This is a genomic window from Ruegeria sp. YKSF131, from assembly GCF_059612645.1.
Window position 1 is genome coordinate 39,082 of sequence record NZ_JBXWQZ010000003.1, and the last position, 23,030, is coordinate 62,111.

The window sequence follows — 23,030 nt, forward strand, 5'->3', positions numbered from 1 at the left end:
AGCGGCGTTACTCAGCTGCCCGGCGTTGGGGAATGGAGCGCGGGGCCTCTTCTTTCAGCAGCATCAGCAGCGCAATGACCGTCAGCGCCACACCGCCCAGGATCAATCCCGTCGGGACAGGTTTGCCCAGCGCGATTTCCCACAGGATCACCCAGCTTGGCACCAGATAGGTATAGGCCATGACCTTGGCCGACGGCAGCCGGAGCGAGGAGAATTGCACCAGAACGAAACTGGCCGCTGTTGCGAAGAACGAGATATAGAACAACCCGATCCAGACGATGGCGGGAAGAGCTGCCCAATCGGTTGCCTTCAGGTCAGACCAGCCGAACAGGACCAATAACAGGCACCCGGCAACCAGCGTACCGAACGTGAACACGACGGCAGGTTCTCCGCGGTTCAGTCTGCGGATCATGGGGGTGTAAATCGCGTGCGCGACGCATCCCCAGAAATAGATGACCTCGCCCTCGCCGATCTGGAAGGCGCGGAACATCTGCCAGTCGGCCCGAAAGATCACCCACAGCGCCCCAATCGCACCGATGGACAGGGCTATTGCCATGCGCGGCGTGGTGATCTGGCGCAGCAGGACCCAGCCCGCAATGGCCGAGACAACGGGGGTCAGGGTGAAAACCGCGGCAGCGCTGACCGGCGGGGCGGCTTGCAGCCCGTAAAACATCAGGACAAAGTAGGTGGCGAACAACCCGCCCAGCACCAGATACCGCCAGGGCGCCTGTGCGGCACTGCGGGGCAGACCGGTTGTCGCCAATGCCGCCACACCAATCACCACAGCCGCGATGGCAAAGCGCACCGCATTCAAGGCAGCAGGGGCAATTTCGTTGGCAATCATCGACCCAAGCGAGAAACTGCCTGCAACAAGGGCCGAAAAAGTCAGCATGGCCAGATGGCCGCGCATCTGCGGATTCATGGGCACCAGCCTTTGGAGGCTTCTTTCAGAAAACTCAGGAACGTTTGCACCTTGGTGGTTCGGTGCAGGTCCACATGGGTCACCAGCCACAGGTTGCCGAACCATTCCGGAAGCGGGTCGATCACTTCGACCAGAGTGTCATGACGGGCGGCCTCCCAACGGGCCATGAAGCCGATACCGGCCCCAGCCAGAACGGCCTCGCGCATACAGAAATTGTTGGTGCAGCGAAAGGTGATGCGATCGGCGGATACCGTGTTGCGCAGCCACCGGGTGAACGGCGCGCGGCTGCCTTCATCGTCAGAGCTGACGAAGTGATGGTTCCCGAAATCCTCGATACCCGAGGGTTTGCCGTGCCGTTCGATATAAGAAGTGCTGGCATAGAGGCCGACTTCTTCCTGCCGGAAGGGTTGCACAACGTTGTCGGGCTGATCCGGGGCCGATCCCGCACGGATCGCAACATGCGCTTCGCCATATTCCAACCGGAACAGGCGGTCTCCGGTCAGGTAGCGCACGATCAGCTCGGGGTGCATCTTTTGAAACTCGGTCAGCGTCGGCACCACCAATGGCGCGATGGAGCCCAGCGACGTCACCACCAGTTCACCCGATACATCGTCACCGCGCCCCTTCATCCGGCCGACAAGCTGGTTGAACTGGTCTTCGGTGGCCTGCGCCACGCGCAGCAAATCGTCGCCCGCTTCGGTCGGGGTATATCCCCGCGCGTGGCGCTGGAACAGTTTGACACCCAACCGGGCCTCGATCGCGTCGATGTGGCGGATCACTGTGGCGTGGTGCACGCCCAGAACCTCGGCCGCGCCGCTGACGGTTCCCATGCGCGCCACCTGATAGGCGGTCCGCACCTCATCCCAATTGTCCATCGTCACACCGTTCTGTGCAATTTCTAACAATAGCTGTTGATGTATCCGAGTTTTGTTCGCAAACGCAACAGCCATATTGGGATCAGAACAAGATTTCCCTGACCTAAAGGACCCGAAAAATGGCTAAAACCATCCTGCATATCGACGCCTCTGCCCGCCGCGCGGGTTCGACCACCCGCGACCTGTCTGACCGCATTGTCCGGCAGTTGGGTGCCGCCCGCATCATCCGCCGAGATCTGGCTACCCCCCTGCCCCTGCTGACCGAAGACTGGATCGCCGCCAACTTTACTCCGGCCGAGCAGCGCGACGACCTGCAACGCGACCGGCTGGCCCTTTCGGACGCGCTGGTGACCGAATTGCAAGAGGCTGATACCATCGTTATCGGCCTGCCGATCTACAACTTCTCGGTCCCCGCTGCATTCAAGGCCTGGATCGACCTGGTCGCCCGCGCGGGCCTGACCTTTTCATATTCGGAGAACGGCCCAAAAGGGTTGCTGGAGAGTAAACGCGCCATTCTGGCAATCGCGTCGGGCGGTACCGCTGTCGGATCCGAGATCGACTTTGCCACCAACTATGTGCGTCACGTTCTGGGCTTTATCGGCATCCATGATGTAGCGGTCATCGCCGCGGATCAAATGGCGGTGAACCCCGAAGCCGCGCTGGAAAGCGCCAAAAAGGCGGTAACAGAACTGGCGGCCTGATCGCCACTGGTCAATAAGCCCTGAAACGTCCAGTCTGCTGGCCAGATGGAACTGGCGGACTGGATGGCGCGCATGAAAAAGATCGGAATTCTGGGCGGTGTGGGCTGGGCCTCGACCGTGGACTATTACAGGGCCATTGCCGAAGGTTCCGGGCGTCACTTTGCGGCGCGCGGCCACGGCGCGCCCCTGCCGATCCCTGCCATGACCATCGAGTCTGTCACACAGGCCAAGACCCGCGCCCTGCGGGGTGTCGCAGGGGACGAAGCTAGCTGGGCGGCGTTTGATGCGGTGTTTCGCGACGCGCTGCTGACGCTGGAGCGCGCAGGCTGCGATTTTGGCATCATAGCGTCCAACACCCCACACGCGCGGTTGCACGCGATCAGACAGGGTGTTTCCATGCCCATTCTCAGCATTTTCGACGCGACGGCAGAGGCCACGGCCAACACAGGCGTGTCAAACGCATTGGTGCTTGGAACAACCGTGACGATGCAGGCCACCAACTATGCGGATCGTCTGGCGGCCGAGGGCATCACCGCGAATGCGCGGCTGCCCGACCCCGAGATTTCCGAGATGCAGGCCATGATCGACAGTGATTTCTACGGTGGTGCCTCTGATGCAGCGCGCGCAAGGTTGCTGGCCTTTTGCAACAAACATGCCCGTCCCGGAACCGCCATTCTGCTGGCCTGTACCGAGTTGCCGCTTGCCTTTCCAAACCATCTGGATGACCCGGTATTCGAGGCCGATGGGCACCTGTTCATCAACCCGTCCGCCGCGCATGTCGCTGCCGCGCTGAAACAGGCGCTTGAGTGATCAGGGCAGCCACGTAACGGTGCAACCGATGCGATCGAAGAACGCCATCACGTCGGATTGTTTCATCACAACGGTACGGTCATTGACCAACGGGTGCATATAAATCACCTCGACCCCTTGGGCGGCAGCGTCCATGAAGAACTGCACATTGTTCTGCACACCGTTGATCATCGCCAGCGGGCTGACCGCGCCGGGGCGAATACCAAGGTTCTGCAACAGCCGGTCTGCCGAACCAAAGGACAGGGCGCCGACACCCAGTTCTGCGCCCAGCGCCTTGAGGTCAATCTCGCGGCTTTGTTCCAGCGTCACCAGGTAGTTGCGCTTTTTCTTGTCCCGCAGATACAGGTTCTTGACCCGCAACGCGTTCTCGCTCGGCACCATGAACTGGCCTTCTACGGCCTTGGAGTCCTCGACCGTGCGCAAGGGAACATGGGTATGCAGGCGGTAGGGCAGCCCCCAGTCATCCAGCTGCGCCAACAGCGCGTCAGAACTGAGCGGTAATGTATCCTGAAATGTGGATGATGCGTCCATGGGATATCTCCGAAATGTTCAACGGCACTTGGCCTAACTGCGCCAAAATGGCAAGAACGAGACGAACCTGACGCTTTGAAGATCAATTTTCATGAAGATCATCAGAAACAACCCCGATCATTTGATAATCTTGCACAGACCGTGGGGGCGGAGCCTGTTTATATTGATCGTTTTCCTCATTTTCGCCGGATCCGCGATCAGCCAACAGATACAGGAGGAACCGGGATATCTTGAAATTCTCAAAACGCTCTCAATCCCGATTGTTGTTATTGTGGTATTGTCCCTCGAAGTTGTACAAAAGATGCAGATCATCCTGGATCGCACAACTGACACCTTGAAAATCCAACGTCGCACTCTGTTGGGCTATCGTGTCGAATCACACAAACTGTCAGACTTTAGATGCGCCGAAATGCAAGACAATGGTGGAAGTATTGGCGAAATAGCCACGCGTCCGGTTCTACATTTTGTGCATTCAGACGGTACAAGCTCAATTCCATTATTCGCCAGTTACACGAAATGGGGATCGAGCGCATTTGACGCGATCCAAACCCTGAACGCATGGAATGACGCCCGCACAGTTGACTCTGACAGCCAATCGGCCTAATGCCACCGCCAAACATCCGGAAGCGTCTTGATCTTCCGGTCCCTTGAGTCGTTCAGGGATCGCCCCCCACCAGCGAGTTTCGCCCGTGGGGGCGTTTGTGCATTTAACCGACGCATCCTATCTAGGACGCGCCATCAGATAACCGGCTAAGGAGGCCGAAGGCATGTTTGAAAATCTATCCGAACGCCTTTCCGGCGTCTTTGACCGGCTGACCAAACAGGGTGCCCTGTCTGAAGAAGACGTCAAGACCGCTCTGCGCGAGGTCCGTGTTGCCCTGCTTGAGGCCGACGTCTCGCTGCCGGTGGCGCGTGAATTCGTAAAGAAGGTGCAGGACCAGGCGACCGGTCAGGCGGTGACCAAGTCGATCACCCCCGGTCAGCAGGTCGTCAAGATCGTACATGACGCGCTGGTCGATACCCTGCGTGGCGAGGAAGACCCCGGCAAACTGAAGATCGACAACCCGCCTGCCCCGATCCTGATGGTCGGTTTGCAGGGTTCGGGTAAGACCACCACCACCGGTAAACTGGCCAAGCGCCTGAAAGAGAAAGAGGGCAAGAAAGTCCTGATGGCCTCGCTCGACGTCTACCGCCCGGCGGCGATGGATCAGCTGGCGGTTCTGGGGACACAGGTTGGCGTCGATACGCTGCCGATTGTACCGGGCCAGAAACCCGTCGACATCGCCAAGCGCGCCAAGCAGCAAGCCACATTGGGCGGCTATGACGTCTACATGCTGGATACCGCCGGTCGCCTGCATATCGACGAAGTGCTAATGGACGAGGTCGAACAGGTCCGCAACGCGGTTGACCCGCGCGAGACCCTGCTGGTGGTTGACGGCCTGACCGGTCAGGTCGCCGTTGAGGTGGCCGAAGAATTCGACGCCAAGGTCGGTATCTCGGGCGTGGTCCTGACCCGGATGGACGGGGACGGGCGCGGTGGTGCGGCGCTGTCTATGCGCGCGGTGACTGGCAAGCCTATTCGCTTTGTCGGTCTGGGCGAGAAGATGGACGCGCTGGAGACCTTCGAGCCGGACCGGATCGCCGGACGTATTCTGGGCATGGGCGACATCGTTGCCCTGGTCGAAAAGGCCCAGGAAACGATGGAGATGGAACAGACCGAGCGCATGATGAAGCGCATGGTCAAAGGTCAGTTCAACATGAACGACCTGAAGATGCAGCTGGAACAAATGATCCAGATGGGCGGCATGCAGGGCATGATGGGCATGATGCCGGGCATGGGCAAAATGGCCAAGCAGATGGATCAGGCGGGTCTGGACGACAAGATCCTGCGCCAGCAGATCGCCTTGATCCAGTCCATGACCAAACGCGAACGCGCCAACCCGCAACTGCTGCAAGCCAGCCGCAAGAAACGGATTGCAGCCGGTTCGGGGATGGAGGTCAGCGACCTCAACAAGCTGCTCAAGATGCACCGGCAGATGTCGGACATGATGAAAAAGATGGGAAAGATGGGCAAAGGCAAGATGCTGAAACAGGCCATGAAGGGCATGTTCGGTAAAGGCGGCCCCAGCCCCGAAGACTTGGCCGCTGGCATGGACCCCAAGGCACTGGAACAGGCGGCCAAGGCGATGGGCGGCAGGATGCCCGGTGGTCTGCCTGGTCTGGGCGGCGGCATGGGGCTGCCTCAGGGCCTGAGCGGGTTTGGCAAGAAGAAGTAATGAACGCCTTCGCCCAACATATCCCCCGGCTTGAAACCGAGCGCCTGATCCTGCGCGCGCCGTCCGAGGCTGATCTGGACGCCGATACCGCGTTTTTTGCCAGCGATGCGGCGAAGTTCGTCGGCGGACCACTGCGCCGGGATGAGGTTTGGCGACTGATCGCTTCGCTGCTGGGCCACTGGTCCCTGCGCGGTTACGGGTTCTGGAGTGCTGAGGAAAAAGCCTCGGGCACTTATGTCGGGCGGATCGGGCTTTGGTGCCCCGAAGGCTGGCCCGAACCCGAGATCGGCTGGACACTGATGAACCACGCGACCGGCAAGGGTTACGCGACCGAGGCAGCACTCGCCGCACGTTCCTATGCGTATGATGTTCTGGGGTGGGAGACGGCGATCTCGCTGATTGATCTGGACAATCTTGCCAGCAAGGCCGTGGCGAAACGGCTGGGCGCGCAGTTCGAGTATCACTATGACCACCCCAAATTCGGCAGGTCCGAAATCTGGCGGCACCCCGCGCCTGCGGATCTGGTGAATGGCGGGATGGAGGCCTACGCATGACCGCGGTCACCATCCCCACCGTTGAAACCGAACGTCTGATCCTGCGCGCGCCACATCTGGATGATCTGCCTGCGCTGACCGCATTCTTTGCGACCGAGCGCAGCCATTTAGTGGGCGGCCCGCGGGACGCGCTGGAAAGCTGGGGCATGTTGGCCAGACGCCTTGGGCACTGGGCGTTGAAAGGATTTGGCCTCTGGCACCTGACCGAGAAATCCAGCGGTCGGTTCGCTGGCGGCGTCGGCCTGATTGACGCCCCCGGCTGGGACGAGCCTGAACTGGGCTGGACCGTGATGGAAGATTTCGAAGGCAAAGGTTTTGCCTATGAGGCCGCGCTTGCCGCCCGGTCCTATGCGGCGCGGCATCAGGGCCTGAACGGGGTGATTTCGTATATCGCCCACGAAAACGATCGCTCGCGCGCTTTGGCCGAACGGTTGGGCGCAACGCTGGAGCGTGACAATGCCGAACTGCTGGGCCAGCCCTGCCAGGTGTGGCGGCACCCCAAGATTGACGTTTCGACACCCGAAAGGACCGGCCAATGAACAACCCCGTGACACGCGCGGCTGCATTGCTGAAAGAGCATCGCGAAAGTATCGACCGGCTGGATGCGATCCTTGTCTATACGCTGGGCGAGCGGTTCAAACACACACAGGCCGTTGGCAAGCTCAAGGCCGAACACAACCTTCCCCCGTCCGATCCCTCGCGTGAGGCCACGCAGATCGCACGGCTTGAAGACCTGGCGAAAGAGGCCGATCTGGACCCCGATTTCGCCAAGGCTTTTCTGAATTTCATCATTCAGGAAGTCATCCGACACCACAGGAAACACCAAGGGTGAACCAGAGGTTCAGCAACCATCAGAATTAACCGGAAAACACACCGGCCAATCAAATACACGCCTCCGGCGTGATGCCATTCAAAGGAGATACCACCATGGCAATGAAAATTCGTCTCGCCCGCGCAGGCTCGAAAAAACGTCCGTTTTACCGCATCGTCGCGGCTGACAGCCGGATGCCGCGCGACGGCCGTTTCATCGAGAAACTGGGCACCTACAACCCGCTGCTGCCGAAGGACAGCGAAGAGCGTGTGAAAATGGACATGGAACGCGTTCAGCACTGGCTGGATCAGGGCGCCCAGCCCACCGACCGTATCGCGCGTATGCTGGAAGCTGCCGGCACCCGTGACAAGGCCGAGCGCAACAACCCCAACAAGGGCACACCGGGCAAGAAAGCTCAGGAACGCGCGGAAGAGAAAGCTGCAAAGGCTGCGGAAGCTGCCGAAGCGGCTGCTGCACCGGCTGAAGAAGCGGCTGCAGAAGAATAAGCAGGCCGAAGCGTGCGGGATCAGACCTTTACTGACGCATTTCGCACGCAGTTCGATCTGTTGTTGCGGCTCCGGCGCGATGTGCGCCGGTTCCGCGGCGACGCGGTAGACGAGGCAGTGCTTGCGCGCTGCCTCGACGCGTTTCGGCTGGCCCCATCCGTGGGGCTAAGCGAACCCTGGCGCGTGATCCGCGTCGATAGCGCAGCGGCCCGGGCTGCGGCGCTAAGGAATTTCCAAACCGCCAATGATGATGCCCTGGCGGGCTATTCCGGCGACAGGGCGCAGCTTTACAGCCGCCTGAAACTGTCGGGGATGCAGGAAGCGCCGGTGCAACTGGCCGTCTTCTGCGACGACAGTACCGACAAGGGGATGGGTCTTGGCGCGGGCTCGATGCCCGAGATGCGGCGCTATTCCGTGGTCTCTGCCATCACCCTGTTCTGGCTGGCCCTGCGGACTGAGGGGCTGGGGTTGGGCTGGGTATCCATTCTGGACCCCGAACAGATGGCGCGCGATTTGGATGTACCGGACAACTGGCGTCTGATCGGGTATTTCTGTGTCGGATGGCCGGAACAGATATCTGACACCCCCGAACTTGAACAGGTTGGCTGGGAAAACCGGGCCGACAGCCTGAAGATCGAAACAAGGTAGCGCCAAATGTTCGGATTGATACGCCTTCCCATTCTGCTGCTGATCGCCTTTATTGTGGGCGTGTTCTTTGAGCGCAACAATCAGCGCGAAGCCTGCAACGGGCTTGGCGAATGGAGAAACGGGATCTGTTTGACGACGGGGGCTGCCAATGAGTGATCTGATCTGCGTCGGCAGCGTCGCGGGGTCTTATGGTGTACGCGGTGAAGTGCGCCTGAAAAGCTTCTGCGCCGTTCCCGAAGATATCGAGGCGTATTCGCCGCTGACGGATGAATCCGGCAAGGAACGCTATCCAGTGGTTCTGACGCGTACGATCAAGAACGGTTTTGCCGCCCGTCTTGGCGGCGTCGAAACCAAGGAACAGGCGGATGCCCTGAACGGTTTGCGCCTGTTTGCGCGGCGCGATCAGTTGCCCTCGTTGCCCGATGACGAGTTCTACCACACAGACCTGATTGGGCTTGAGGTCTATGACACCGGCGGCACCCTGCTGGGCAAGGTCAAATCCGTGCAGAACCACGGGGCCACGGACCTGCTGGAACTACACGGGCCGGGCCTGAAGGCGACGGTTCTGCTGCCGTTCACGATGCAGGTGGTGCCAACCGTCGATCTGGAACAGGGCCGCATCGTGGCCGACCCGCCCGAAGGCCTAATCTGATGCGACGTGTTCTGCTGCATCTGGGTTTTCACAAGACCGGCATGACGGCAGCACAGTCCTTTCTGCACGAAAACCGCGAGCTGATCTGGCCGCATTTCGCGCTGGTCCTTCCGTATAAGACCCGCAAGGCCGGGTTGAACGAAGCGGCCACGCGCCATTCGATCTATCGTCTGGATGACACGCTGGCAGGGTTTGGCGGTCAGCTGCACACGTTTTTCGACGGTCTGGATTTCGGAGCACGCCGGGGATTGATCCTGAGCGAAGAGAATTTTCTGGGCCTGCGCCCCAGCAGGAACAAAAGCGAAGGATACGGGGCGGCACCCGAACTGGCGGAAACGGTTGTCAGCGTGCTGCGCCGCCGTCTGGTGGGCGACGAAACCGACATCACCGTCTACCTGTCGTTGCGCAATCGCGATGCGTGGTTGCGCAGCCTTTGGGCGCATGATCTGCAACTGTCGCGCATGGTTCAGGACCTGGACGGCTTTTGCGCCGATCTTGCGCATCTGCCATCGCCACAGGACACGGCAGACCGGATCAGGGACCGGTTGCCAACTGTCACGGTACGGACCGCGTGGATGGAAGCGCTGAAAGGTCACCACCTTGGACTGGGAGCACCATTTGCCGAATTTCTCGCCCTGCCACCCGGGAAATCTGCACGGCTTGTGAAGCCCGCGCATGAAAGCCCTCAGCTGTCCGACGACGTTCTGAGGGAAATGCTGGCCCTGAACCGATCATCGCTGGACGAAGCGGCATTGATCACTCAGAAAAAGGCCCTGATTCGAACCGCCCAATATGAACTGGCCCGCCAGAAATGACTGACAAACCCGGCAAATCCCATGGTCGCAAGGCGATCCGGGCCACGCTGAAACCGCGTGAGCTGATGACACCCACCCCGGACCTGCACGGCGTCTGGAAAGCCAAGGTTATCACCCTGTTTCCAACCGCCTTTCCGGGCGTTCTGGGGGAAAGCCTGACCGGCAAGGCCCTGCAGGAGGGGTTGTGGCAGCTGGAAACCGTGGATTTGCGGCAATTCGGCGTCGGCAGGCATCGCAACGTGGACGACACGCCCGCCGGGGGCGGCGCGGGTATGGTTTTGCGGCCCGATGTGTTGGGCGAAGCCATCGAGCACACCATGGCGGGCATTCAGGGCAACTGGCCGCTGATTTACCTCAGCCCGCGCGGGCGGCGCATGGACCAGCGCATGATGCAGACCCTTGCGCGCTGCGATGGCATGACCCTGCTGTGTGGCCGGTTCGAAGGCGTGGATGAGCGTGTGCTGGAGCATTACGGTGTGCAGGAGGTCTCGTTGGGGGATTTCGTGATGACCGGCGGTGAGATTGCAGCACAGGCCCTGATTGATGCCACGGTGCGCCTGATCCCCGGCGTTCTGGGCAATCAAGCCTCGACCGAAGAGGAAAGCTTTTCCTCGGGCTTGCTGGAGCATCCGCAATACACCCGCCCTGCGGATTGGAAAGGCCGCCCGATACCCGAGGTTCTGATGTCGGGCCACCACGGCCGCATCGCCGAATGGCGTCACAAGATGGCTGAGGACATTACCAGCGAGCGGCGCCCGGATATCTGGGCCGACTATGTAAAATCCCGATCGGATTCGTCTGATTAGAACGCCCGAATGTTGCAGACATGCCGCAGGTTCTGTATTTGCCGGAATTCTATTTGCAGTTGATCGTCCTCCAAAATATGCACGTTTGAAAGCCCTGCTTTTTCAGGACCTTAAAACGAAAGACTAATTGCATAATGAAGAAGTTATAGCTTGGCGCTTTTCTGGTTGCCTCTGCCTGCGCGACCAAACCACTGGGGATGTCCGTTCCAACGCAAGCCGGTCACAATCTGCATTCGGCGCGGGTTGCGGTCGATTCCTGCTCTCAGGAAGCTGACGAAGGTGGAAACAGCGCCGTCATCGGGGGATATGCAACGAATATCCTGCTGTGGGGTATCCTCATCGGCCCTGCGATTACCGCCCCGATCCAGGACGAACTGCGCACGCAGGGCGAAATCGATCAGGTGGACCGTTGCCTGCAAGAGCGCGGCTTCGAACGCCGGGAACTGAGCGCAGGTGAATCGTTCTGGGTGCGCAACGCCTTTGGGGAAGAGCGGGAGCGCCGGTTGGACCATCTGGTTGGCGGCGGCACTATGGAAACCTACGGCGCACCAAAGACCTAACCCCCGGCCTTCCATCTGGCCCAGACGTCTGGCGTGCCGTTGAAGGTGTTGATGTCTACCCGGCCCTGAACGCCCGGCACCAGACCGGTGCCGGTATATTGCCAGAACCGCCAGACCGCGCGGGGATAGACAGTGCGGGGGTGGCCCGCAACCGATCTCAGCCAGAACTCGGTCTTGGGCAGGCGCCCGATATCGGTGTCTTCAAAGAAATCCACCGTGGTATAGACGATCGGGCGGCGGCCATAATGTCGTTCGAGAATGTCCAGAAAACGCTGCGCCTCGGCGCGGACGGTTCTGCCATCGGGGCGCAGCGTGCAGGTTTTGGAATGCGGCGTCCATTCCATATCCAGCACATGCGGCAGGTCTGCCCCTTTGGGCACGTTCTGGATGAACCAGCGGGCCTGTTCCCGGGCCGAGCGGCAGAAATAATAATAGTGATAGGCGCCCCAAGGCACACCGGCCGACTGTGCGCCGCGGCGGTGATCATCGAACAGGGGATCGGCCACGTCGCCGCCTTCGGTCGCCTTCAGAAAAACAAAGCTGACGCCTGATGCCCGCGCCGTGCGCCAGTCAATCGGCCCCTGCCAGCGTGAAACGTCAAGGCCATGGATCGGGTATTGTCCGGGGTGACGCCCTTCCCAGTCATGGGGATCCGCGTCGCCGAAATCGGGGTAAATCACAAGCGGTGCTGTCCTGTCCACGCCCGGAACGGGTTCTACGGCCTGAGGTTTCGGGCCGCCCCGCCCGCAAGACATCAGCGCGACGGCCGTTATGGCCAGCATGAATGCCAATCGCATCATAGGGTCCTGTCTGAAATATCTGCTCATATTATTTGCCTCAGAATGCCTGATCTGGGCGGCATGGCAACGCCTTACTTTCAGGCTGGCGGATTCCTACCGGCGCCTTGGGCAAGACAGGGCGTTTTTCCCTTGATCCCTGCCGGCAATACCCTTAAACGACCGCAATCCGGTGCCGCGTTCTGCGACTCCGGTGTTTTGGTTTGCACCATGGCGTGACGTCCCGCTTTCTTCGGCAGGGATGCGTCGGGTCAGGCCAGACCAAAGGAACATTCGATCTGACCTCTGGCGGGCTGTACGCAGGACCCGGTGAAGACCAAGAGCTCTCAGGCCGTGCCCAACTTCGTGGACCAACCACGAGCAGATAGGAGAAACTGCGATGGACCTGATCGCACAGCTTGAGGCGGAACAGATTGCCGCCCTGGGGAAAGACATCCCCGATTTCAAAGCCGGTGACACTATCCGTGTCGGCTATAAGGTGACCGAAGGGTCGCGCACCCGTGTGCAGAACTACGAAGGCGTCTGCATCGCGCGCAACAACGGCAGCGGCATTGCCGGTTCGTTCACCGTTCGCAAAATCTCGTTTGGCGAAGGCGTGGAGCGTGTGTTCCCGCTGTATTCGACCAATATCGACAGCATCACCGTTGTCCGCCGTGGTCGCGTTCGCCGCGCCAAACTGTACTATCTGCGCTCGCGTCGCGGTAAATCCGCACGTATCGCAGAGGTCACCAACTACAAGCCCAAAGCTGGCGCCGAAGCGTAAGGAGCGGAAAGATGAAAAAAGACATCCATCCCGATTATCACGTCATCGACGTCAAGATGACCGATGGCACCGTCGTTCAGATGAAATCCACCTGGGGCAGCGAAGGCGACCAGCTGGCACTGGAAATCGACCCTTCGGTACATCCTGCATGGACCGGTGGTTCGTCGCGCCTGTTGGACGCTGGCGGCCGCGTGTCGAAGTTCAAGAAGAAATACGAAGGCCTGGGTTTCTGAACCTTTGCCACAGTCTTTCAAAGGAAGGTCGCCAGCGGGCGGCCTTCTTTCGTTTCAGGCCCCTGCTTTCCCCGGTTTCTGATCCTTGGGTTTCGTGAGTTCGGCCGCGTCGTGCAATGGCGGAACCGGACCGCGCAGCAACAGCAGCGCGATCACCAGCCCGATACAGGCCGCGATAGCAGCCATGAGCATCGCCGCATCAAACGCATTATCCCGCAGGTCACGCAATGCTTTGGCCAGTGTTGAACCTGTTGACGGGTCAAGCCCGGCAATCAACTGTTCCACCTGTGTTGCCGTGCCATGCGTCAGGGCGCGCGCAAGGTCGCCGCGCTGTGCCGACCCGTCGGGTAGCGCCGCGATGACTTCGGACAGGCCGGAGCGGATGGTCAGGGATGCGGCCAGACCGCCAACAACCGATCCCATCGTGGCCCCGAAATACAGGAATGTGTTGATCACCCCGGACCCCTGTCCGACATGTTCGTCGGGCAGCAACCGAAGCCCGAGACGGGGCAGCAACGAAAAACAAATGCCGATGCCAACCCCCACAATGATCAGCTTCCACCAGATTTCAGCATAGCTGTCGATGTTCGAGGTTGTTGTCAAAAGCAGGAAGCCGCAGGCCATCAATCCCATTGCGACGGTCACCGGCCATTGAAAACTGTATGGCGCAAGCAGGCGCGGAGCGGTGACGGAAATGACAAACATGCTCAGGCTCAGGGGCAGGATTGCCACGCCCGCCTCAACCGGTGAATAGCCGAACGCATCCGGGGACTGGACGAACACGTTGAAGTAGACAAAGAAACAGAACAACGCAAATCCCGCAAAGAACATCCCCGTTGCCGCCATAAGATAGCGCGGGTGCCGGAAGTACCGGAACTCGACCAGCGGATCGTCGCTGCGCCGCGAGGTGTAGACCAGACCGACAACTGCCAAAGCGGCGACACCCAAAGGAACGATGGTCAGGGCATTGTCCCATCCGTGTGCCTCACCGTTGCTGAGCGCGAAAGACAATGGGCCCAGCAGCAAGACAATGGCAATCGCCCCTGCGGTATCGAATTTTGCACCCTGAAGGCGCGTATCCGGGACATAGTTTTTCCTGCTGACCTGCAGGCCGATCACAAACGCAATGGCAAGCAGCACAAGGTCTGTGGCGAATACCCCGCGCCAGCTTAGAAAGTTGGCAAAGCTTCCTCCGACTATGGGCCCGACGCCTATCGCAAGGCCCACGATTGCGCCCCACACACCGGTCACACTGGCCCGTTGTTCCTCGGGCGTTGCGGCGGTCAGCAGGGACAATGAGGTGCCGAACAGGGCCGCAGCCCCTGCCCCTTGCGCGCCACGCCCGATCAGCAGCATCGCCGCGTTCTGTGAAAACAGCACCGAAGCCGAGCCACAGGCAAACACGATCATGCCAAAGAAAAAGACACCCATCTTGCCCGTGATATCCCCAAGCCGGCTTACAATCGTCACAAGGGCCGCACTGGCCACCGTATAGATCGCCATCACCCATTGCAGACCCGAGGGCGTCAGATCGAACTCGGCCTTCAGATATGGAAGGATGGTCGCAACAGCAGTTGTGTTGAAGCCAACGACCATCATGCAAATGGCCGTCATTGCAAGAACAACGCGTGAACCGCCTGAACTGTCCGCAGCAGTGTCCGGCATGCCTATGCCCCTTTCACCTGCTTTGAAGATGAACCGAAGAGGACCCGTGCAAAGCCTGCAAGGTTATTCGGTGTAAATCTGTTTGGTATTTAACCAAATTTTCCGCCCCCCGCATAGTTTTCACGATCCGGACCAAGCGGCGTCACCGCGAAAGGACCCTTTGGGAGCGCGATCTGTACATGTGTGAATCAGGCAAACGGCGCGATTGATTCCAGTGCGGATCGTTGCAGGCAGCGGTTGTTCAAGATGTTCGGGACTAGGCGCCGACACGGCGATATCGCTGCCAAGACCGTGATCGGATAGCCGATCAAGGCAGATCACCAGACTGGTGCCTTCCCGTAACCCGCGCACTGCGCTGTGTTTTCCAAAATAGAGTCCGATAATGCCTAAAAGCGCCGCTTGAGGTTCTTTTCATCGTAGGCGACACAACATATAGTGGGTGCCAACAACGTGTAGTCAAACACGGCAAGACTTGGGAATACAAGCATGGCACATATCATTGTGGTCGGTAACGAAAAAGGCGGCGCTGGAAAATCGACCGTGTCGATGCATGTGGCAACCGCACTGGCCCGACTGGGGCACAAGGTCAGCACGCTGGATCTGGACCTGCGGCAGCGCAGCCTTGGACGGTATTTCGAGAACCGGAACAACTTTCTGAAAAGCGCGGACCTGACGCTGCCCGGCCCACGCCATCACGACCTGCCCGAGATTGATGCCAGCACGTTGAAACCGGGCGAGAACATTTATGACCACCGCCTGTCTGCTGCCGTGTCGCAACTGGAAAGCGACAGCGACTTTATACTGATCGACTGCCCCGGCTCTCATACACGCCTGAGCCAGGTGGCGCATTCGCTGGCCGACACGCTGATCACCCCTTTGAACGACAGCTTCATCGATTTTGACCTGCTGGCGCGGATTGATTCAAAGGGTGAGAAAATCCTTGGCCCGTCCGTCTATTCCGAGATGGTCTGGAACGCCCGCCAATTGCGGGCGCAGGCCGGGCTGAAGCCCATCGACTGGGTCGTTGTGCGCAACCGCGTCGGCACCCAGCGCATGGTCAACAAGGAAAAGATGCAGCGCGCGATCGAAATGCTGTCGCAGCGCATCGGCTTCCGCGTCGCTTCGGGCTTTTCCGAACGGGTGATCTTTCGCGAACTGTTTCCCCGCGGCCTGACCCTGCTGGACCTCAAGGATATTGGCGTCAAACAGCTGAATATCTCGAACATCGCAGCACGGCAGGAGTTGCGCGACATGATGCGAGAGCTGAACCTGCCGGGTGTCGAAGTCGATTTCTGATCAGTTGTATTGGGGGCTGGGACGCGGACAAAGCGACAGAACTCTGCGCTCGTGCAAATGTCAGCTTTAACTATCCGACTGAAAACTCGTCGATTGAAGAAACAAGCTTCAATAAGTCGGCCTCATAAAAACCGGCAGCATTGATGCAATTCGTTTCAAGCATCTTCAGCCCGTCGTCCGTGCGACATACATCGATAACGTAGGCGGGTGCGTATTCTGGGTTTGCCTCCACCAGACTCTTGGCAAACTCTAAGGCATCGTCATCGATTTCATGCCGGTAAACGACGCGCGAGCCCTCCTTGTAGAGAGAGAAAGTCACAATCTCATCTCTGACCACCCACAGTCGCCACTCTTTTTGAATGCGAACGGGCTTCGTGAACATCATTTCTGTATCGTGACGAAGTGAGCCTCTAGGTATCTCGTGTTCTTCTAGGGCGAGTACCTTGCTTGCCAGCACAATGATTTCACCAGAAGATTTTACGTTTCCCGGCTCTTCTTTGCTGTCTTCTACTGGGCGTATGAACCAGTTGCTTCCGTCGTCGGGAAGTTGTTCGGGAACATCGCGCAGCGTTAAGAAAAGAGCATCCGCGCCATTGAGAAGAAACGGGTGCCAGGGTTCTTCATGAACAAAAGGCCTTATCTTGAAAACTCCGGGCTTTAGGTCGTTGGCCTGCGCGTATCGCCATAGCGTATAAGAACCGAACATCACCACGGCGTTCGGATCGTTGATGGTCGGAGTTGGTGTCAGTTCGCCTATAAACGGAACGACTTTGTGCCACGTGTACGGAATATCCAGCCGATCAAGTGCCACAGCCATTTTCCGAGTGTCTTCAAAATCCTGAAGTATCCATTGCATTTTATGGGCTCTAATTTGAAAGCATTGTACTGCACATAGAGAACACCATCCCGCCAAATGCTCAACAGCAGACATTTGAGCTTTGTGTGAACCCGGTCGGTTTGGGCTCAACCCAACTGCTCGTTCAAATCCTCACCATTCTCGAACACCCGCTCGAACCCGCCGCTCGTACCCAGCGAAACAAAGGTGCTCCCTCACGGCTTTCAGCTTTGGAACCGCTGAACGGAACAGCCTCGGTTTCACCCGGTAACTGATGGCCCGCCGGGACTGTATACCGTGAACAGCTCTTTGGGTTCGTTCACCCCGCGCAGCATGTAGCGCCCGACCGAGATGAGGTCTTGTGCGCAGGGGCGTGCCGCGACCGCGACGTCGTCCGAGATCAGGATTCTCTGACCCAGCGACCGGTGCATTCCCGCGATTCGGGCGGCCTGATTGACGGCGGGGCCGATCACTGTGAAATCCAGCCGTGTTTCGGACCCGATATTGCCATACAGGATTTCGCCGGAATGCAGGGCCAGCGTGAATTTCGCAACCGGCAGCCCATGCGCCTGACGTCGGGCGTTCAATTCATCCATGCGGGCTTGCAGCAAGGGCACCGCGCTGAGCGCGGCACGGGCGTCCTCGTCGATTTCGCCGACATCGAACATGGCCATCAGCCCATCGCCCATGAATTTCAGGATGTTCCCACCCTTGTCGTGCACAACGCCCACGGCCACAGCCAGGTAATCATTCAGCATGTCGATGATCTCGTGGCCCGGCAGGTCTTCTGACAGGTTGGTGAACCCTTCCAGATCGAAATTCCAGATCACCGCATCGATCTGCTGCAATGATCCGCGACGAATCTCACCTGACAGGACGCGGCGCCCGGCATCACGACCCAGATAGACCCGCATCAGGTCTTCGGTCAGGTTCTGGTTCTTGGCGGATTTGAGCGCCAGCCCCAGATGCGGCAATACCGCATGAATGTGCCTGAGATCTCTGTCATCAAACCCGGACGGCGCATCGCTGGTCCAGGACATCAGGACGCCATCACTGACCTTTTTGGTACCGTCGGGGCGCATCTTTCCCGCCCCCTCATACGAGATGCCGGTGGCATAATAATCGGTCGCCCCAACCTCTCTCAGGTCGTTCAACAATGGAAAGCGGCTGGGTTCATTATGGTCGACAAGTTTGACCCGGATTTCATCCAGATCCTCGTTCAGCAGCGCATAAAGCGAGCTTTGTTGCCACATTTCGCTGGGCGTATCCGTGTTTTCAAACTTCTCGGATTCACCGCCGGTGCTTTTGTACCAGCTATATCCGGTTCCGCCATAAACCGGGTGCAAGGTTGACTGCGCCGCATGAAACCGCATCAGCGGAATGCCCATATCGACCAGACTGGTGCAGAACCCTTCCAGCAACTCTTCCTGCCCGGCACCCTCAAGCCCCTTTTGGACCAACCAGTCGATCAGGGTGTGTGTGGATACCTTGGCAGGTTCAAATGACGTCATTTCAAATTCCGTATCAAGCATGACACACATCTGGGGACGGCAGGCGCCAATTACCAGTGGTCAATCCACGCCAGCCAACCGTCGCAACATCTGGCGCAGCAAGGCGGCATCTTTTTCGCTGAACAGACCCGACAGCCTGGCGTCATAGCTTGCGGCCACCCCGTACAAGTCGCGATACACGGCTTGCCCGGCTGGTGTCAGCGTCAGCCATTCCGCCCGCCGATCAGCCTCGTCCCGTGTGCGTTTCAGGTACCGGCGCTCCTCGAGCTTGGCAACTGCACGGCTGATCTTGGTTTTGTGCATTCCGGCCCGTTCACCAATTTCCTTGGCGGTCATTTCGCCAAACAGCCCCAGATGGAACAGCACCCGCCATTCGGTTCTGAGCATTCCGTACCGTCCCTTGTAGACAGCCTGAAATTCCAACGAGGCGCGCTCGGCTGCCTGGTTCAGCAGAAACGGCAGAAAATTCTGCAGGAAAAAGTCATCATTTTTTTCAGATTCGTCGTGTGTCATGCTTGTTAGTTACAAAATCAACTATTAACCGACAAGCAGCAAACGGAGGAATACGTAATGAACCGTCCGACGGATCCGCATTCATTGACGCAAGCAGCAACGCCTGTTGGTACCCATGCCGGTTACATGCCCGGCTTTGGCAACGACTTTGAAACCGAGGCGCTGCCCGATGCGCTGCCGCAGGGGATGAACAGCCCGCAAAGGTGCAACTACGGACTTTACGGTGAACAGCTGAGCGGCACGGCCTTTACCGCCAACCCGCCTGAACGCACCTGGTGCTATCGTATTCGCCCGTCGGTAAAGCATTCGCACCGTTACGAAAAGATCGACTTGCCCTATTGGAAATCGGCCCCGTGCATCGACCCGGACGTGATCAGCCTGGGCCAGTATCGCTGGGACCCGGTGCCGCATTCCGATGAAGGTCTGAACTGGATGACCGGGATGCGGACCATGACGACGGCCGGGGATGTGAACACCCAGGTTGGCATGGCCTGCCACATTTATCTGGTTACCGAATCCATGGTCGACGACTATTTCTTCTCGGCTGATTCCGAGTTGCTGGTGGTGCCACAGGAAGGGCGACTGCGCTTTGCGACTGAACTGGGAATCATTGACCTTGAGCCCAAGGAAATCGCGATCATCCCGCGTGGACTGCTGTACCGGGTTGAAGTTCTGGAAGGCCCGGCACGTGGCTTTGTGTGCGAGAATTACGGCCAGAAGTTTGAACTGCCGGGTCGCGGCCCGATCGGGGCCAACTGCATGGCCAACCCGCGCGATTTCAAAGCTCCGGTCGCTGCCTATGAGGATCGTGAAACCCCTTCGACCGTGACGATCAAATGGTGCGGCCAGTTTCACACCACGAAAATCGGACACAGCCCGCTGGATGTGGTGGCGTGGCACGGCAATTATGCACCCTACAAATACGATCTGCGCAATTATTGCCCGGTCGGCGCCATCCTGTTTGACCATCCCGACCCGTCGATCTTTACCGTTCTGACGGCGCCTTCCGGCCAGCCTGGTACTGCAAATATTGACTTTGTCCTGTTCCGCGAACGCTGGATGGTGATGGAAGACACGTTCCGCCCACCGTGGTATCACAAGAACATCATGTCGGAACTGATGGGCAACATCTACGGTCAATATGATGCGAAACCGCAGGGCTTCGTTCCCGGTGGCACCAGTCTGCACAACATGATGATCCCGCATGGCCCCGACAGGGAAGCCTTTGACAAAGCATCCTATTCCAATCTGGGGCCGGAAAAGCTGGACCAGACGATGTCGTTCATGTTCGAAACCCGGTTCCCCCAGCACCTGACGCCGTTTGCCGCCAATGAGGCACCGTTGCAGGACGACTATATCGATTGCTGGACATCGCTAGAGAAGAAGTTCGACGGCACACCGGGCAAGAAGTGACCCTCAGACTGGGTTACCCGGACAGCACCCGTCCTGATGGCGATGAACATACCCATTCCGGTTGCAGGCGTACTGTCGCTGCAACCGGAAAACAAAGACGGGGCCTTGGCAGCCGACCTGCCGCAACCGCGCCCGTTCTGGGCTTTGGCGCCTGTCTTTTAGGGGTTATGATCGTTTCGAACCACGTACCAAGTACAACAAAATAGAAGCAAAATATGCCTTTGATGAAATCCTGGGTGGCCTCGGCCAACGACGCGGCGCATCCGTTTCCACTGAACAACCTGCCTTACGGTGTCTTCTCGACTGAAGGCGATGATCCACGCTGCGGTGTGGCCATTGGCGACATGATCCTGGACGTTACCGCCGCCGAAGCCGAAGGCCTGATCACCCTGACCGATGAACCGCTGTTCGATCTGCCGTTCTGGAACCCCCTGATGGAGGAAGGCCCGGCTGTCTGGACCGCCCTGCGTGAGCGGCTGATCAGCCTTCTGGCGGACGGCTCGGACGAACAAAGCAAGGTCGAACCGCTGCTTGTACCACAGGCCGAAGCCGAGATGCACTTGCCCTTCGCGGTCAGCGAATACACCGATTTCTATGCCGGGCGGAACCATGCCTTCAACGTGGGCACCATGTTTCGTGGCCCGGAAAACGCGCTGCCGCCGAACTGGTTGCACATTCCGATTGGTTATAACGGACGGGCGTCCTCGGTCGTGGTGTCCGGCACGGATATCCGTCGCCCTTGGGGACAGCTGAAATCCCCCGATCAGGACCTGCCCGCCTTCCTGCCCAGCCGCCGCTTTGATATCGAGTTGGAGATGGGTGCGATTGTCGGCACGCCCTCGGATGGCCCGATCACGGTTCAGGAAGCTGACGACCACATCTTCGGCTACGTTCTGCTGAACGACTGGTCGGCACGTGATATACAGGCCTGGGAATACCAGCCGTTGGGTCCGTTTCAGGCCAAGGCAACCGCAACCTCGATCAGCCCCTGGATCGTGACCAAGGCAGCCCTCGAACCGTTCCGCTGTGATACGCCAGCCCGCGAGTTCGCGCTGCTGGACCACCTCAACGATTGCGGCCCGATGCTTTATGACATCGATCTGGCCATCACCATGGCACCCGATGGCAAAGACGCCACGACCATCGCGCGGACCAACTACAACCAGATGTACTATTCTGCCGCGCAGCAACTGGCCCACCACACCACATCGGGATGCCCGATGAACACCGGCGACCTGCTGGGGTCAGGCACCATATCCGGACCAACCAAGCCCGAACGCGGATCATTGCTGGAACTCAGCTGGGGTGGGAAAGAGCCGCTGACGCTGGACACAGGTGAAACCCGCAGCTTCATCGAAGACGGCGACACGATGACCCTGACCGGCGCGGCCAGGGGCGACGGCTATACGATCGGGTTCGGCGACTGTACCGGCACCATTCTGCCTGCACTCAATTCCCCATTCGAGCGATGACGCACTGAGCTTCATCTTTTCCCAAATACTCCCGCCGGAGGCATCCAACCCCTGCCTTCCGCGCAACCGCAAAAGGACAAAACCAAGATGGCCAAAGCATTCGCGTCCCAGGGGGACATGTCGGAAAAGAAAATCTCGTTCACCGAAGTGGGCGAGGGGCTCTATGCTTTCACCGCCGAGGGCGACCCGAACTCGGGCGTGATCATCGGCGATGACAGCGTGATGATCGTCGAGGCGCAGGCGACCCCGCGCCTGGCCAACAAGGTGATCGAATGCGTGCGGTCTGTGACCGACAAGCCGATCACCCACGTGGCCCTGACCCATTATCACGCTGTACGGGTTTTAGGTGCCAGCGCTTTTGGAGCACAACAGATCCTGATGTCCGACATGGCCCGCGCCATGGTGGTTGAACGCGGTCAGGAAGACTGGGACAGCGAATTCCAGCGCTTCCCGCGCCTGTTCGAAGGGCATGAAAGCATCCCCGGCCTGACCTGGCCCACAACCACATTCAGCGACACGATGACCGTTTATCTGGGCAACCGCCGGATCGACCTGATGCATCTGGGGCGCGCCCATACCGCCGGTGATATCGTCATCCATGTGCCTGACCAGAACGTGATGTTCACCGGCGACATCGTCGAATATCACTCGGCCTGCTATTGCGGCGACGGGCATTTCAGCGACTGGGGCGACACGCTGGACGAGATCAAGTGGTTCGATGTCGACGCCATCGCACCGGGACGCGGCGACGCGCTGGTTGGCAAGGACATGGTCAATGCCGCCATCGAAAACACCCGCGATTTCGTCGAAAGCACCTACCGCCCCGCAGCCAAGGTTGCGGCGCGCGGTGGCAGCCTGAAAGAGGCATGGGACGCAGTCCGCGCCGAATGTGACCCGAAATTCGCCAGTTACGCGATCTACGAACACTGCCTGCCGTTCAACGTCGCCCGCGCCTATGACGAAGCCCGTGGTATCGACACGCCTCGCATCTGGACCGCCCAACGCGATCTTGAGATGTGGGAGGCCCTGCAGGGGTAAGGAAAAACGGCCCAGTTTGATCCAGAT

Annotated in this window: 29 protein-coding genes; 21 read left to right on the forward strand and 8 right to left on the reverse strand. The window is 59.1% G+C overall.

All coding sequences use genetic code 11. From position 1 onward, the window contains the following. Positions 1–7 precede the first annotated feature (7 nt). Together AC2FLZ_RS01995 and AC2FLZ_RS02000 are read right to left on the reverse strand one after the other, a co-directional pair. Complete coding sequence (locus AC2FLZ_RS01995; RefSeq protein ID WP_496881657.1) at positions 8–922, reverse strand: DMT family transporter; 915 nt, start codon at positions 920–922, stop codon at positions 8–10. After that, positions 919–1,797 (reverse strand): LysR family transcriptional regulator, encoded by an 879-nt coding sequence (locus AC2FLZ_RS02000; protein ID WP_480554844.1) that lies wholly within the window; start codon positions 1,795–1,797, stop codon positions 919–921. Before AC2FLZ_RS02000 ends, AC2FLZ_RS01995 begins: the two co-directional genes overlap by 4 nt. 119 nt (positions 1,798–1,916) lie before the next feature. On the opposite strand from AC2FLZ_RS02000, the gene AC2FLZ_RS02005 reads away from it, so the two are divergent. Together AC2FLZ_RS02005 and AC2FLZ_RS02010 are read left to right on the forward strand one after the other, a co-directional pair. Beyond that, on the forward strand, positions 1,917–2,498 hold the full coding sequence (locus tag AC2FLZ_RS02005; protein WP_496881658.1) for an FMN-dependent NADH-azoreductase: 582 nt from the start codon (positions 1,917–1,919) through the stop codon (positions 2,496–2,498). Between the two features lie 72 nt (positions 2,499–2,570). After that, a complete protein-coding gene (locus tag AC2FLZ_RS02010) occupies positions 2,571–3,308 on the forward strand; it encodes an aspartate/glutamate racemase family protein (protein WP_496881697.1) in 738 nt (245 codons plus the stop codon). Here AC2FLZ_RS02010 and AC2FLZ_RS02015 read toward each other — a convergent pair whose 3' ends face one another. Beyond that, entirely contained in the window at positions 3,309–3,839 is a 531-nt protein-coding gene (locus tag AC2FLZ_RS02015) for a prolyl-tRNA synthetase associated domain-containing protein (RefSeq protein WP_496881659.1), read from the reverse strand. Positions 3,840–3,930: 91 nt separating this feature from the next. On the opposite strand from AC2FLZ_RS02015, the gene AC2FLZ_RS02020 reads away from it, so the two are divergent. The 12 genes from AC2FLZ_RS02020 (at position 3,931) to AC2FLZ_RS02075 (ending at position 11,467) form a co-directional block, all read left to right on the forward strand. Beyond that, entirely contained in the window at positions 3,931–4,443 is a 513-nt protein-coding gene (locus tag AC2FLZ_RS02020) for a hypothetical protein (protein ID WP_480554745.1), read from the forward strand. Between the two features lie 163 nt (positions 4,444–4,606). Next, a complete protein-coding gene (gene ffh, locus AC2FLZ_RS02025) occupies positions 4,607–6,115 on the forward strand; it encodes a signal recognition particle protein (protein WP_496881660.1) in 1,509 nt (502 codons plus the stop codon). Further along, positions 6,115–6,669, forward strand: coding sequence for a GNAT family N-acetyltransferase (locus AC2FLZ_RS02030; protein WP_480623517.1), 555 nt, complete (start codon positions 6,115–6,117; stop codon positions 6,667–6,669). Before ffh ends, AC2FLZ_RS02030 begins: the two co-directional genes overlap by 1 nt. Continuing rightward, positions 6,666–7,208 (forward strand): GNAT family N-acetyltransferase, encoded by a 543-nt coding sequence (locus tag AC2FLZ_RS02035; RefSeq protein ID WP_496881661.1) that lies wholly within the window; start codon positions 6,666–6,668, stop codon positions 7,206–7,208. Before AC2FLZ_RS02030 ends, AC2FLZ_RS02035 begins: the two co-directional genes overlap by 4 nt. Beyond that, entirely contained in the window at positions 7,205–7,501 is a 297-nt protein-coding gene (locus tag AC2FLZ_RS02040) for a chorismate mutase (RefSeq protein ID WP_209506121.1), read from the forward strand. The genes AC2FLZ_RS02035 and AC2FLZ_RS02040 overlap by 4 nt, the downstream gene beginning before the upstream one ends. A 95-nt stretch (positions 7,502–7,596) precedes the next feature. Continuing rightward, a complete protein-coding gene (rpsP, locus tag AC2FLZ_RS02045) occupies positions 7,597–7,986 on the forward strand; it encodes a 30S ribosomal protein S16 (RefSeq protein ID WP_209506119.1) in 390 nt (129 codons plus the stop codon). 12 nt (positions 7,987–7,998) lie between these two features. After that, positions 7,999–8,634 (forward strand): 5,6-dimethylbenzimidazole synthase, encoded by a 636-nt coding sequence (bluB, locus tag AC2FLZ_RS02050; protein ID WP_480519417.1) that lies wholly within the window; start codon positions 7,999–8,001, stop codon positions 8,632–8,634. Between the two features lie 6 nt (positions 8,635–8,640). Beyond that, entirely contained in the window at positions 8,641–8,790 is a 150-nt protein-coding gene (locus AC2FLZ_RS02055) for a hypothetical protein (protein ID WP_162896811.1), read from the forward strand. Beyond that, positions 8,783–9,286: a ribosome maturation factor RimM gene (rimM, locus tag AC2FLZ_RS02060; RefSeq protein ID WP_480519415.1), complete on the forward strand. Its 504-nt coding sequence runs from the start codon at positions 8,783–8,785 to the stop codon at positions 9,284–9,286. The genes AC2FLZ_RS02055 and rimM overlap by 8 nt, the downstream gene beginning before the upstream one ends. After that, a complete protein-coding gene (locus AC2FLZ_RS02065; protein WP_496881662.1) occupies positions 9,286–10,101 on the forward strand; it encodes a hypothetical protein in 816 nt (271 codons plus the stop codon). Before rimM ends, AC2FLZ_RS02065 begins: the two co-directional genes overlap by 1 nt. Continuing rightward, a complete protein-coding gene (trmD, locus tag AC2FLZ_RS02070) occupies positions 10,098–10,907 on the forward strand; it encodes a tRNA (guanosine(37)-N1)-methyltransferase TrmD (RefSeq protein ID WP_496881663.1) in 810 nt (269 codons plus the stop codon). Before AC2FLZ_RS02065 ends, trmD begins: the two co-directional genes overlap by 4 nt. Positions 10,908–11,104: 197 nt before the next feature. Next, positions 11,105–11,467, forward strand: coding sequence for a hypothetical protein (locus AC2FLZ_RS02075; protein ID WP_496881664.1), 363 nt, complete (start codon positions 11,105–11,107; stop codon positions 11,465–11,467). Here AC2FLZ_RS02075 and AC2FLZ_RS02080 read toward each other — a convergent pair. Further along, positions 11,464–12,264 (reverse strand): glycoside hydrolase family 25 protein, encoded by an 801-nt coding sequence (locus AC2FLZ_RS02080; RefSeq protein WP_480487199.1) that lies wholly within the window; start codon positions 12,262–12,264, stop codon positions 11,464–11,466. The two genes, AC2FLZ_RS02075 and AC2FLZ_RS02080, sit on opposite strands and share 4 nt — an antisense overlap. A 379-nt stretch (positions 12,265–12,643) precedes the next feature. Between AC2FLZ_RS02080 and rplS the strand changes: the two genes are divergently transcribed. Continuing rightward, positions 12,644–13,027 carry a 50S ribosomal protein L19 gene (gene rplS / locus AC2FLZ_RS02085; RefSeq protein ID WP_267366771.1) on the forward strand — a complete coding sequence of 128 codons (384 nt, stop codon included), beginning with the start codon at positions 12,644–12,646 and terminating at the stop codon, positions 13,025–13,027. Between the two features lie 11 nt (positions 13,028–13,038). Beyond that, the gene (rpmE, locus tag AC2FLZ_RS02090) at positions 13,039–13,260 is read left to right on the forward strand and encodes a 50S ribosomal protein L31 (RefSeq protein WP_267366773.1); all 222 of its coding nucleotides are present in this window, start codon (positions 13,039–13,041) and stop codon (positions 13,258–13,260) included. A gap of 54 nt (positions 13,261–13,314) precedes the next feature. On the opposite strand, the gene AC2FLZ_RS02095 is transcribed toward rpmE, so the two are convergent. Further along, the gene (locus AC2FLZ_RS02095) at positions 13,315–14,925 is read right to left on the reverse strand and encodes an MFS transporter (protein WP_496881665.1); all 1,611 of its coding nucleotides are present in this window, start codon (positions 14,923–14,925) and stop codon (positions 13,315–13,317) included. Positions 14,926–15,411: 486 nt separating this feature from the next. On the opposite strand from AC2FLZ_RS02095, the gene AC2FLZ_RS02100 reads away from it, so the two are divergent. Continuing rightward, positions 15,412–16,221 carry a division plane positioning ATPase MipZ gene (locus AC2FLZ_RS02100; protein WP_480624162.1) on the forward strand — a complete coding sequence of 270 codons (810 nt, stop codon included), beginning with the start codon at positions 15,412–15,414 and terminating at the stop codon, positions 16,219–16,221. Between the two features lie 70 nt (positions 16,222–16,291). Here AC2FLZ_RS02100 and AC2FLZ_RS02105 read toward each other — a convergent pair whose 3' ends face one another. The 3 genes from AC2FLZ_RS02105 to AC2FLZ_RS02115 form a co-directional block, all read right to left on the reverse strand. After that, positions 16,292–17,038: an ATP-grasp domain-containing protein gene (locus AC2FLZ_RS02105; RefSeq protein ID WP_496822021.1), complete on the reverse strand. Its 747-nt coding sequence runs from the start codon at positions 17,036–17,038 to the stop codon at positions 16,292–16,294. A gap of 278 nt (positions 17,039–17,316) precedes the next feature. Next, positions 17,317–18,588, reverse strand: coding sequence for an adenylate/guanylate cyclase domain-containing protein (locus AC2FLZ_RS02110; RefSeq protein ID WP_496881666.1), 1,272 nt, complete (start codon positions 18,586–18,588; stop codon positions 17,317–17,319). 39 nt (positions 18,589–18,627) lie between these two features. Continuing rightward, positions 18,628–19,080 carry a MarR family winged helix-turn-helix transcriptional regulator gene (locus AC2FLZ_RS02115; protein ID WP_480554755.1) on the reverse strand — a complete coding sequence of 151 codons (453 nt, stop codon included), beginning with the start codon at positions 19,078–19,080 and terminating at the stop codon, positions 18,628–18,630. A 57-nt stretch (positions 19,081–19,137) separates the two neighbouring features. Here AC2FLZ_RS02115 and hmgA point away from each other — a divergent pair, with 57 nt between their 5' ends. The 4 genes from hmgA to AC2FLZ_RS02135 all read left to right on the forward strand — a co-directional run bounded on the left by hmgA (position 19,138) and on the right by AC2FLZ_RS02135 (position 23,003). Next, positions 19,138–20,493, forward strand: a complete 1,356-nt coding sequence (hmgA, locus tag AC2FLZ_RS02120; RefSeq protein ID WP_267365046.1) for a homogentisate 1,2-dioxygenase — start codon at positions 19,138–19,140, stop codon at positions 20,491–20,493. A gap of 36 nt (positions 20,494–20,529) precedes the next feature. Further along, positions 20,530–20,655, forward strand: coding sequence for a hypothetical protein (locus AC2FLZ_RS02125; RefSeq protein ID WP_480605896.1), 126 nt, complete (start codon positions 20,530–20,532; stop codon positions 20,653–20,655). A gap of 53 nt (positions 20,656–20,708) precedes the next feature. After that, positions 20,709–21,965 carry a fumarylacetoacetase gene (fahA, locus tag AC2FLZ_RS02130; RefSeq protein WP_496881667.1) on the forward strand — a complete coding sequence of 419 codons (1,257 nt, stop codon included), beginning with the start codon at positions 20,709–20,711 and terminating at the stop codon, positions 21,963–21,965. Between the two features lie 87 nt (positions 21,966–22,052). Further along, positions 22,053–23,003 (forward strand): MBL fold metallo-hydrolase, encoded by a 951-nt coding sequence (locus AC2FLZ_RS02135; RefSeq protein ID WP_209598814.1) that lies wholly within the window; start codon positions 22,053–22,055, stop codon positions 23,001–23,003. The last annotated feature ends 27 nt before the right edge of the window (positions 23,004–23,030 follow it).

What these genes read in the sequence shown, in the direction of transcription:
- AC2FLZ_RS02030 (WP_480623517.1), top strand. Translation starts at nt 6,115, where the DNA reads ATGAACGCCTTCGCCCAACATATCCCCCGGCTTGAAACCGAGCGCCTG.
- AC2FLZ_RS02040 (WP_209506121.1), top strand. Translation starts at nt 7,205, where the DNA reads ATGAACAACCCCGTGACACGCGCGGCTGCATTGCTGAAAGAGCATCGC.
- AC2FLZ_RS02100 (WP_480624162.1), top strand. Translation starts at nt 15,412, where the DNA reads ATGGCACATATCATTGTGGTCGGTAACGAAAAAGGCGGCGCTGGAAAA.
- ffh (WP_496881660.1), top strand. Translation starts at nt 4,607, where the DNA reads ATGTTTGAAAATCTATCCGAACGCCTTTCCGGCGTCTTTGACCGGCTG.
- AC2FLZ_RS01995 (WP_496881657.1), bottom strand. Translation starts at nt 922, where the DNA reads ATGAATCCGCAGATGCGCGGCCATCTGGCCATGCTGACTTTTTCGGCC.
- AC2FLZ_RS02005 (WP_496881658.1), top strand. Translation starts at nt 1,917, where the DNA reads ATGGCTAAAACCATCCTGCATATCGACGCCTCTGCCCGCCGCGCGGGT.
- rplS (WP_267366771.1), top strand. Translation starts at nt 12,644, where the DNA reads ATGGACCTGATCGCACAGCTTGAGGCGGAACAGATTGCCGCCCTGGGG.
- AC2FLZ_RS02115 (WP_480554755.1), bottom strand. Translation starts at nt 19,080, where the DNA reads ATGACACACGACGAATCTGAAAAAAATGATGACTTTTTCCTGCAGAAT.
- AC2FLZ_RS02095 (WP_496881665.1), bottom strand. Translation starts at nt 14,925, where the DNA reads ATGCCGGACACTGCTGCGGACAGTTCAGGCGGTTCACGCGTTGTTCTT.
- trmD (WP_496881663.1), top strand. Translation starts at nt 10,098, where the DNA reads ATGACTGACAAACCCGGCAAATCCCATGGTCGCAAGGCGATCCGGGCC.
- AC2FLZ_RS02105 (WP_496822021.1), bottom strand. Translation starts at nt 17,038, where the DNA reads ATGGCTGTGGCACTTGATCGGCTGGATATTCCGTACACGTGGCACAAA.
- rpsP (WP_209506119.1), top strand. Translation starts at nt 7,597, where the DNA reads ATGGCAATGAAAATTCGTCTCGCCCGCGCAGGCTCGAAAAAACGTCCG.
- AC2FLZ_RS02125 (WP_480605896.1), top strand. Translation starts at nt 20,530, where the DNA reads ATGGCGATGAACATACCCATTCCGGTTGCAGGCGTACTGTCGCTGCAA.
- rpmE (WP_267366773.1), top strand. Translation starts at nt 13,039, where the DNA reads ATGAAAAAAGACATCCATCCCGATTATCACGTCATCGACGTCAAGATG.
- fahA (WP_496881667.1), top strand. Translation starts at nt 20,709, where the DNA reads ATGCCTTTGATGAAATCCTGGGTGGCCTCGGCCAACGACGCGGCGCAT.
- AC2FLZ_RS02135 (WP_209598814.1), top strand. Translation starts at nt 22,053, where the DNA reads ATGGCCAAAGCATTCGCGTCCCAGGGGGACATGTCGGAAAAGAAAATC.
- AC2FLZ_RS02055 (WP_162896811.1), top strand. Translation starts at nt 8,641, where the DNA reads ATGTTCGGATTGATACGCCTTCCCATTCTGCTGCTGATCGCCTTTATT.
- AC2FLZ_RS02065 (WP_496881662.1), top strand. Translation starts at nt 9,286, where the DNA reads ATGCGACGTGTTCTGCTGCATCTGGGTTTTCACAAGACCGGCATGACG.
- AC2FLZ_RS02080 (WP_480487199.1), bottom strand. Translation starts at nt 12,264, where the DNA reads ATGCGATTGGCATTCATGCTGGCCATAACGGCCGTCGCGCTGATGTCT.
- AC2FLZ_RS02015 (WP_496881659.1), bottom strand. Translation starts at nt 3,839, where the DNA reads ATGGACGCATCATCCACATTTCAGGATACATTACCGCTCAGTTCTGAC.
- AC2FLZ_RS02000 (WP_480554844.1), bottom strand. Translation starts at nt 1,797, where the DNA reads ATGGACAATTGGGATGAGGTGCGGACCGCCTATCAGGTGGCGCGCATG.
- AC2FLZ_RS02020 (WP_480554745.1), top strand. Translation starts at nt 3,931, where the DNA reads ATGAAGATCATCAGAAACAACCCCGATCATTTGATAATCTTGCACAGA.
- AC2FLZ_RS02075 (WP_496881664.1), top strand. Translation starts at nt 11,105, where the DNA reads ATGTCCGTTCCAACGCAAGCCGGTCACAATCTGCATTCGGCGCGGGTT.
- hmgA (WP_267365046.1), top strand. Translation starts at nt 19,138, where the DNA reads ATGAACCGTCCGACGGATCCGCATTCATTGACGCAAGCAGCAACGCCT.
- AC2FLZ_RS02110 (WP_496881666.1), bottom strand. Translation starts at nt 18,588, where the DNA reads ATGCTTGATACGGAATTTGAAATGACGTCATTTGAACCTGCCAAGGTA.
- AC2FLZ_RS02010 (WP_496881697.1), top strand. Translation starts at nt 2,571, where the DNA reads ATGAAAAAGATCGGAATTCTGGGCGGTGTGGGCTGGGCCTCGACCGTG.
- rimM (WP_480519415.1), top strand. Translation starts at nt 8,783, where the DNA reads ATGAGTGATCTGATCTGCGTCGGCAGCGTCGCGGGGTCTTATGGTGTA.
- AC2FLZ_RS02035 (WP_496881661.1), top strand. Translation starts at nt 6,666, where the DNA reads ATGACCGCGGTCACCATCCCCACCGTTGAAACCGAACGTCTGATCCTG.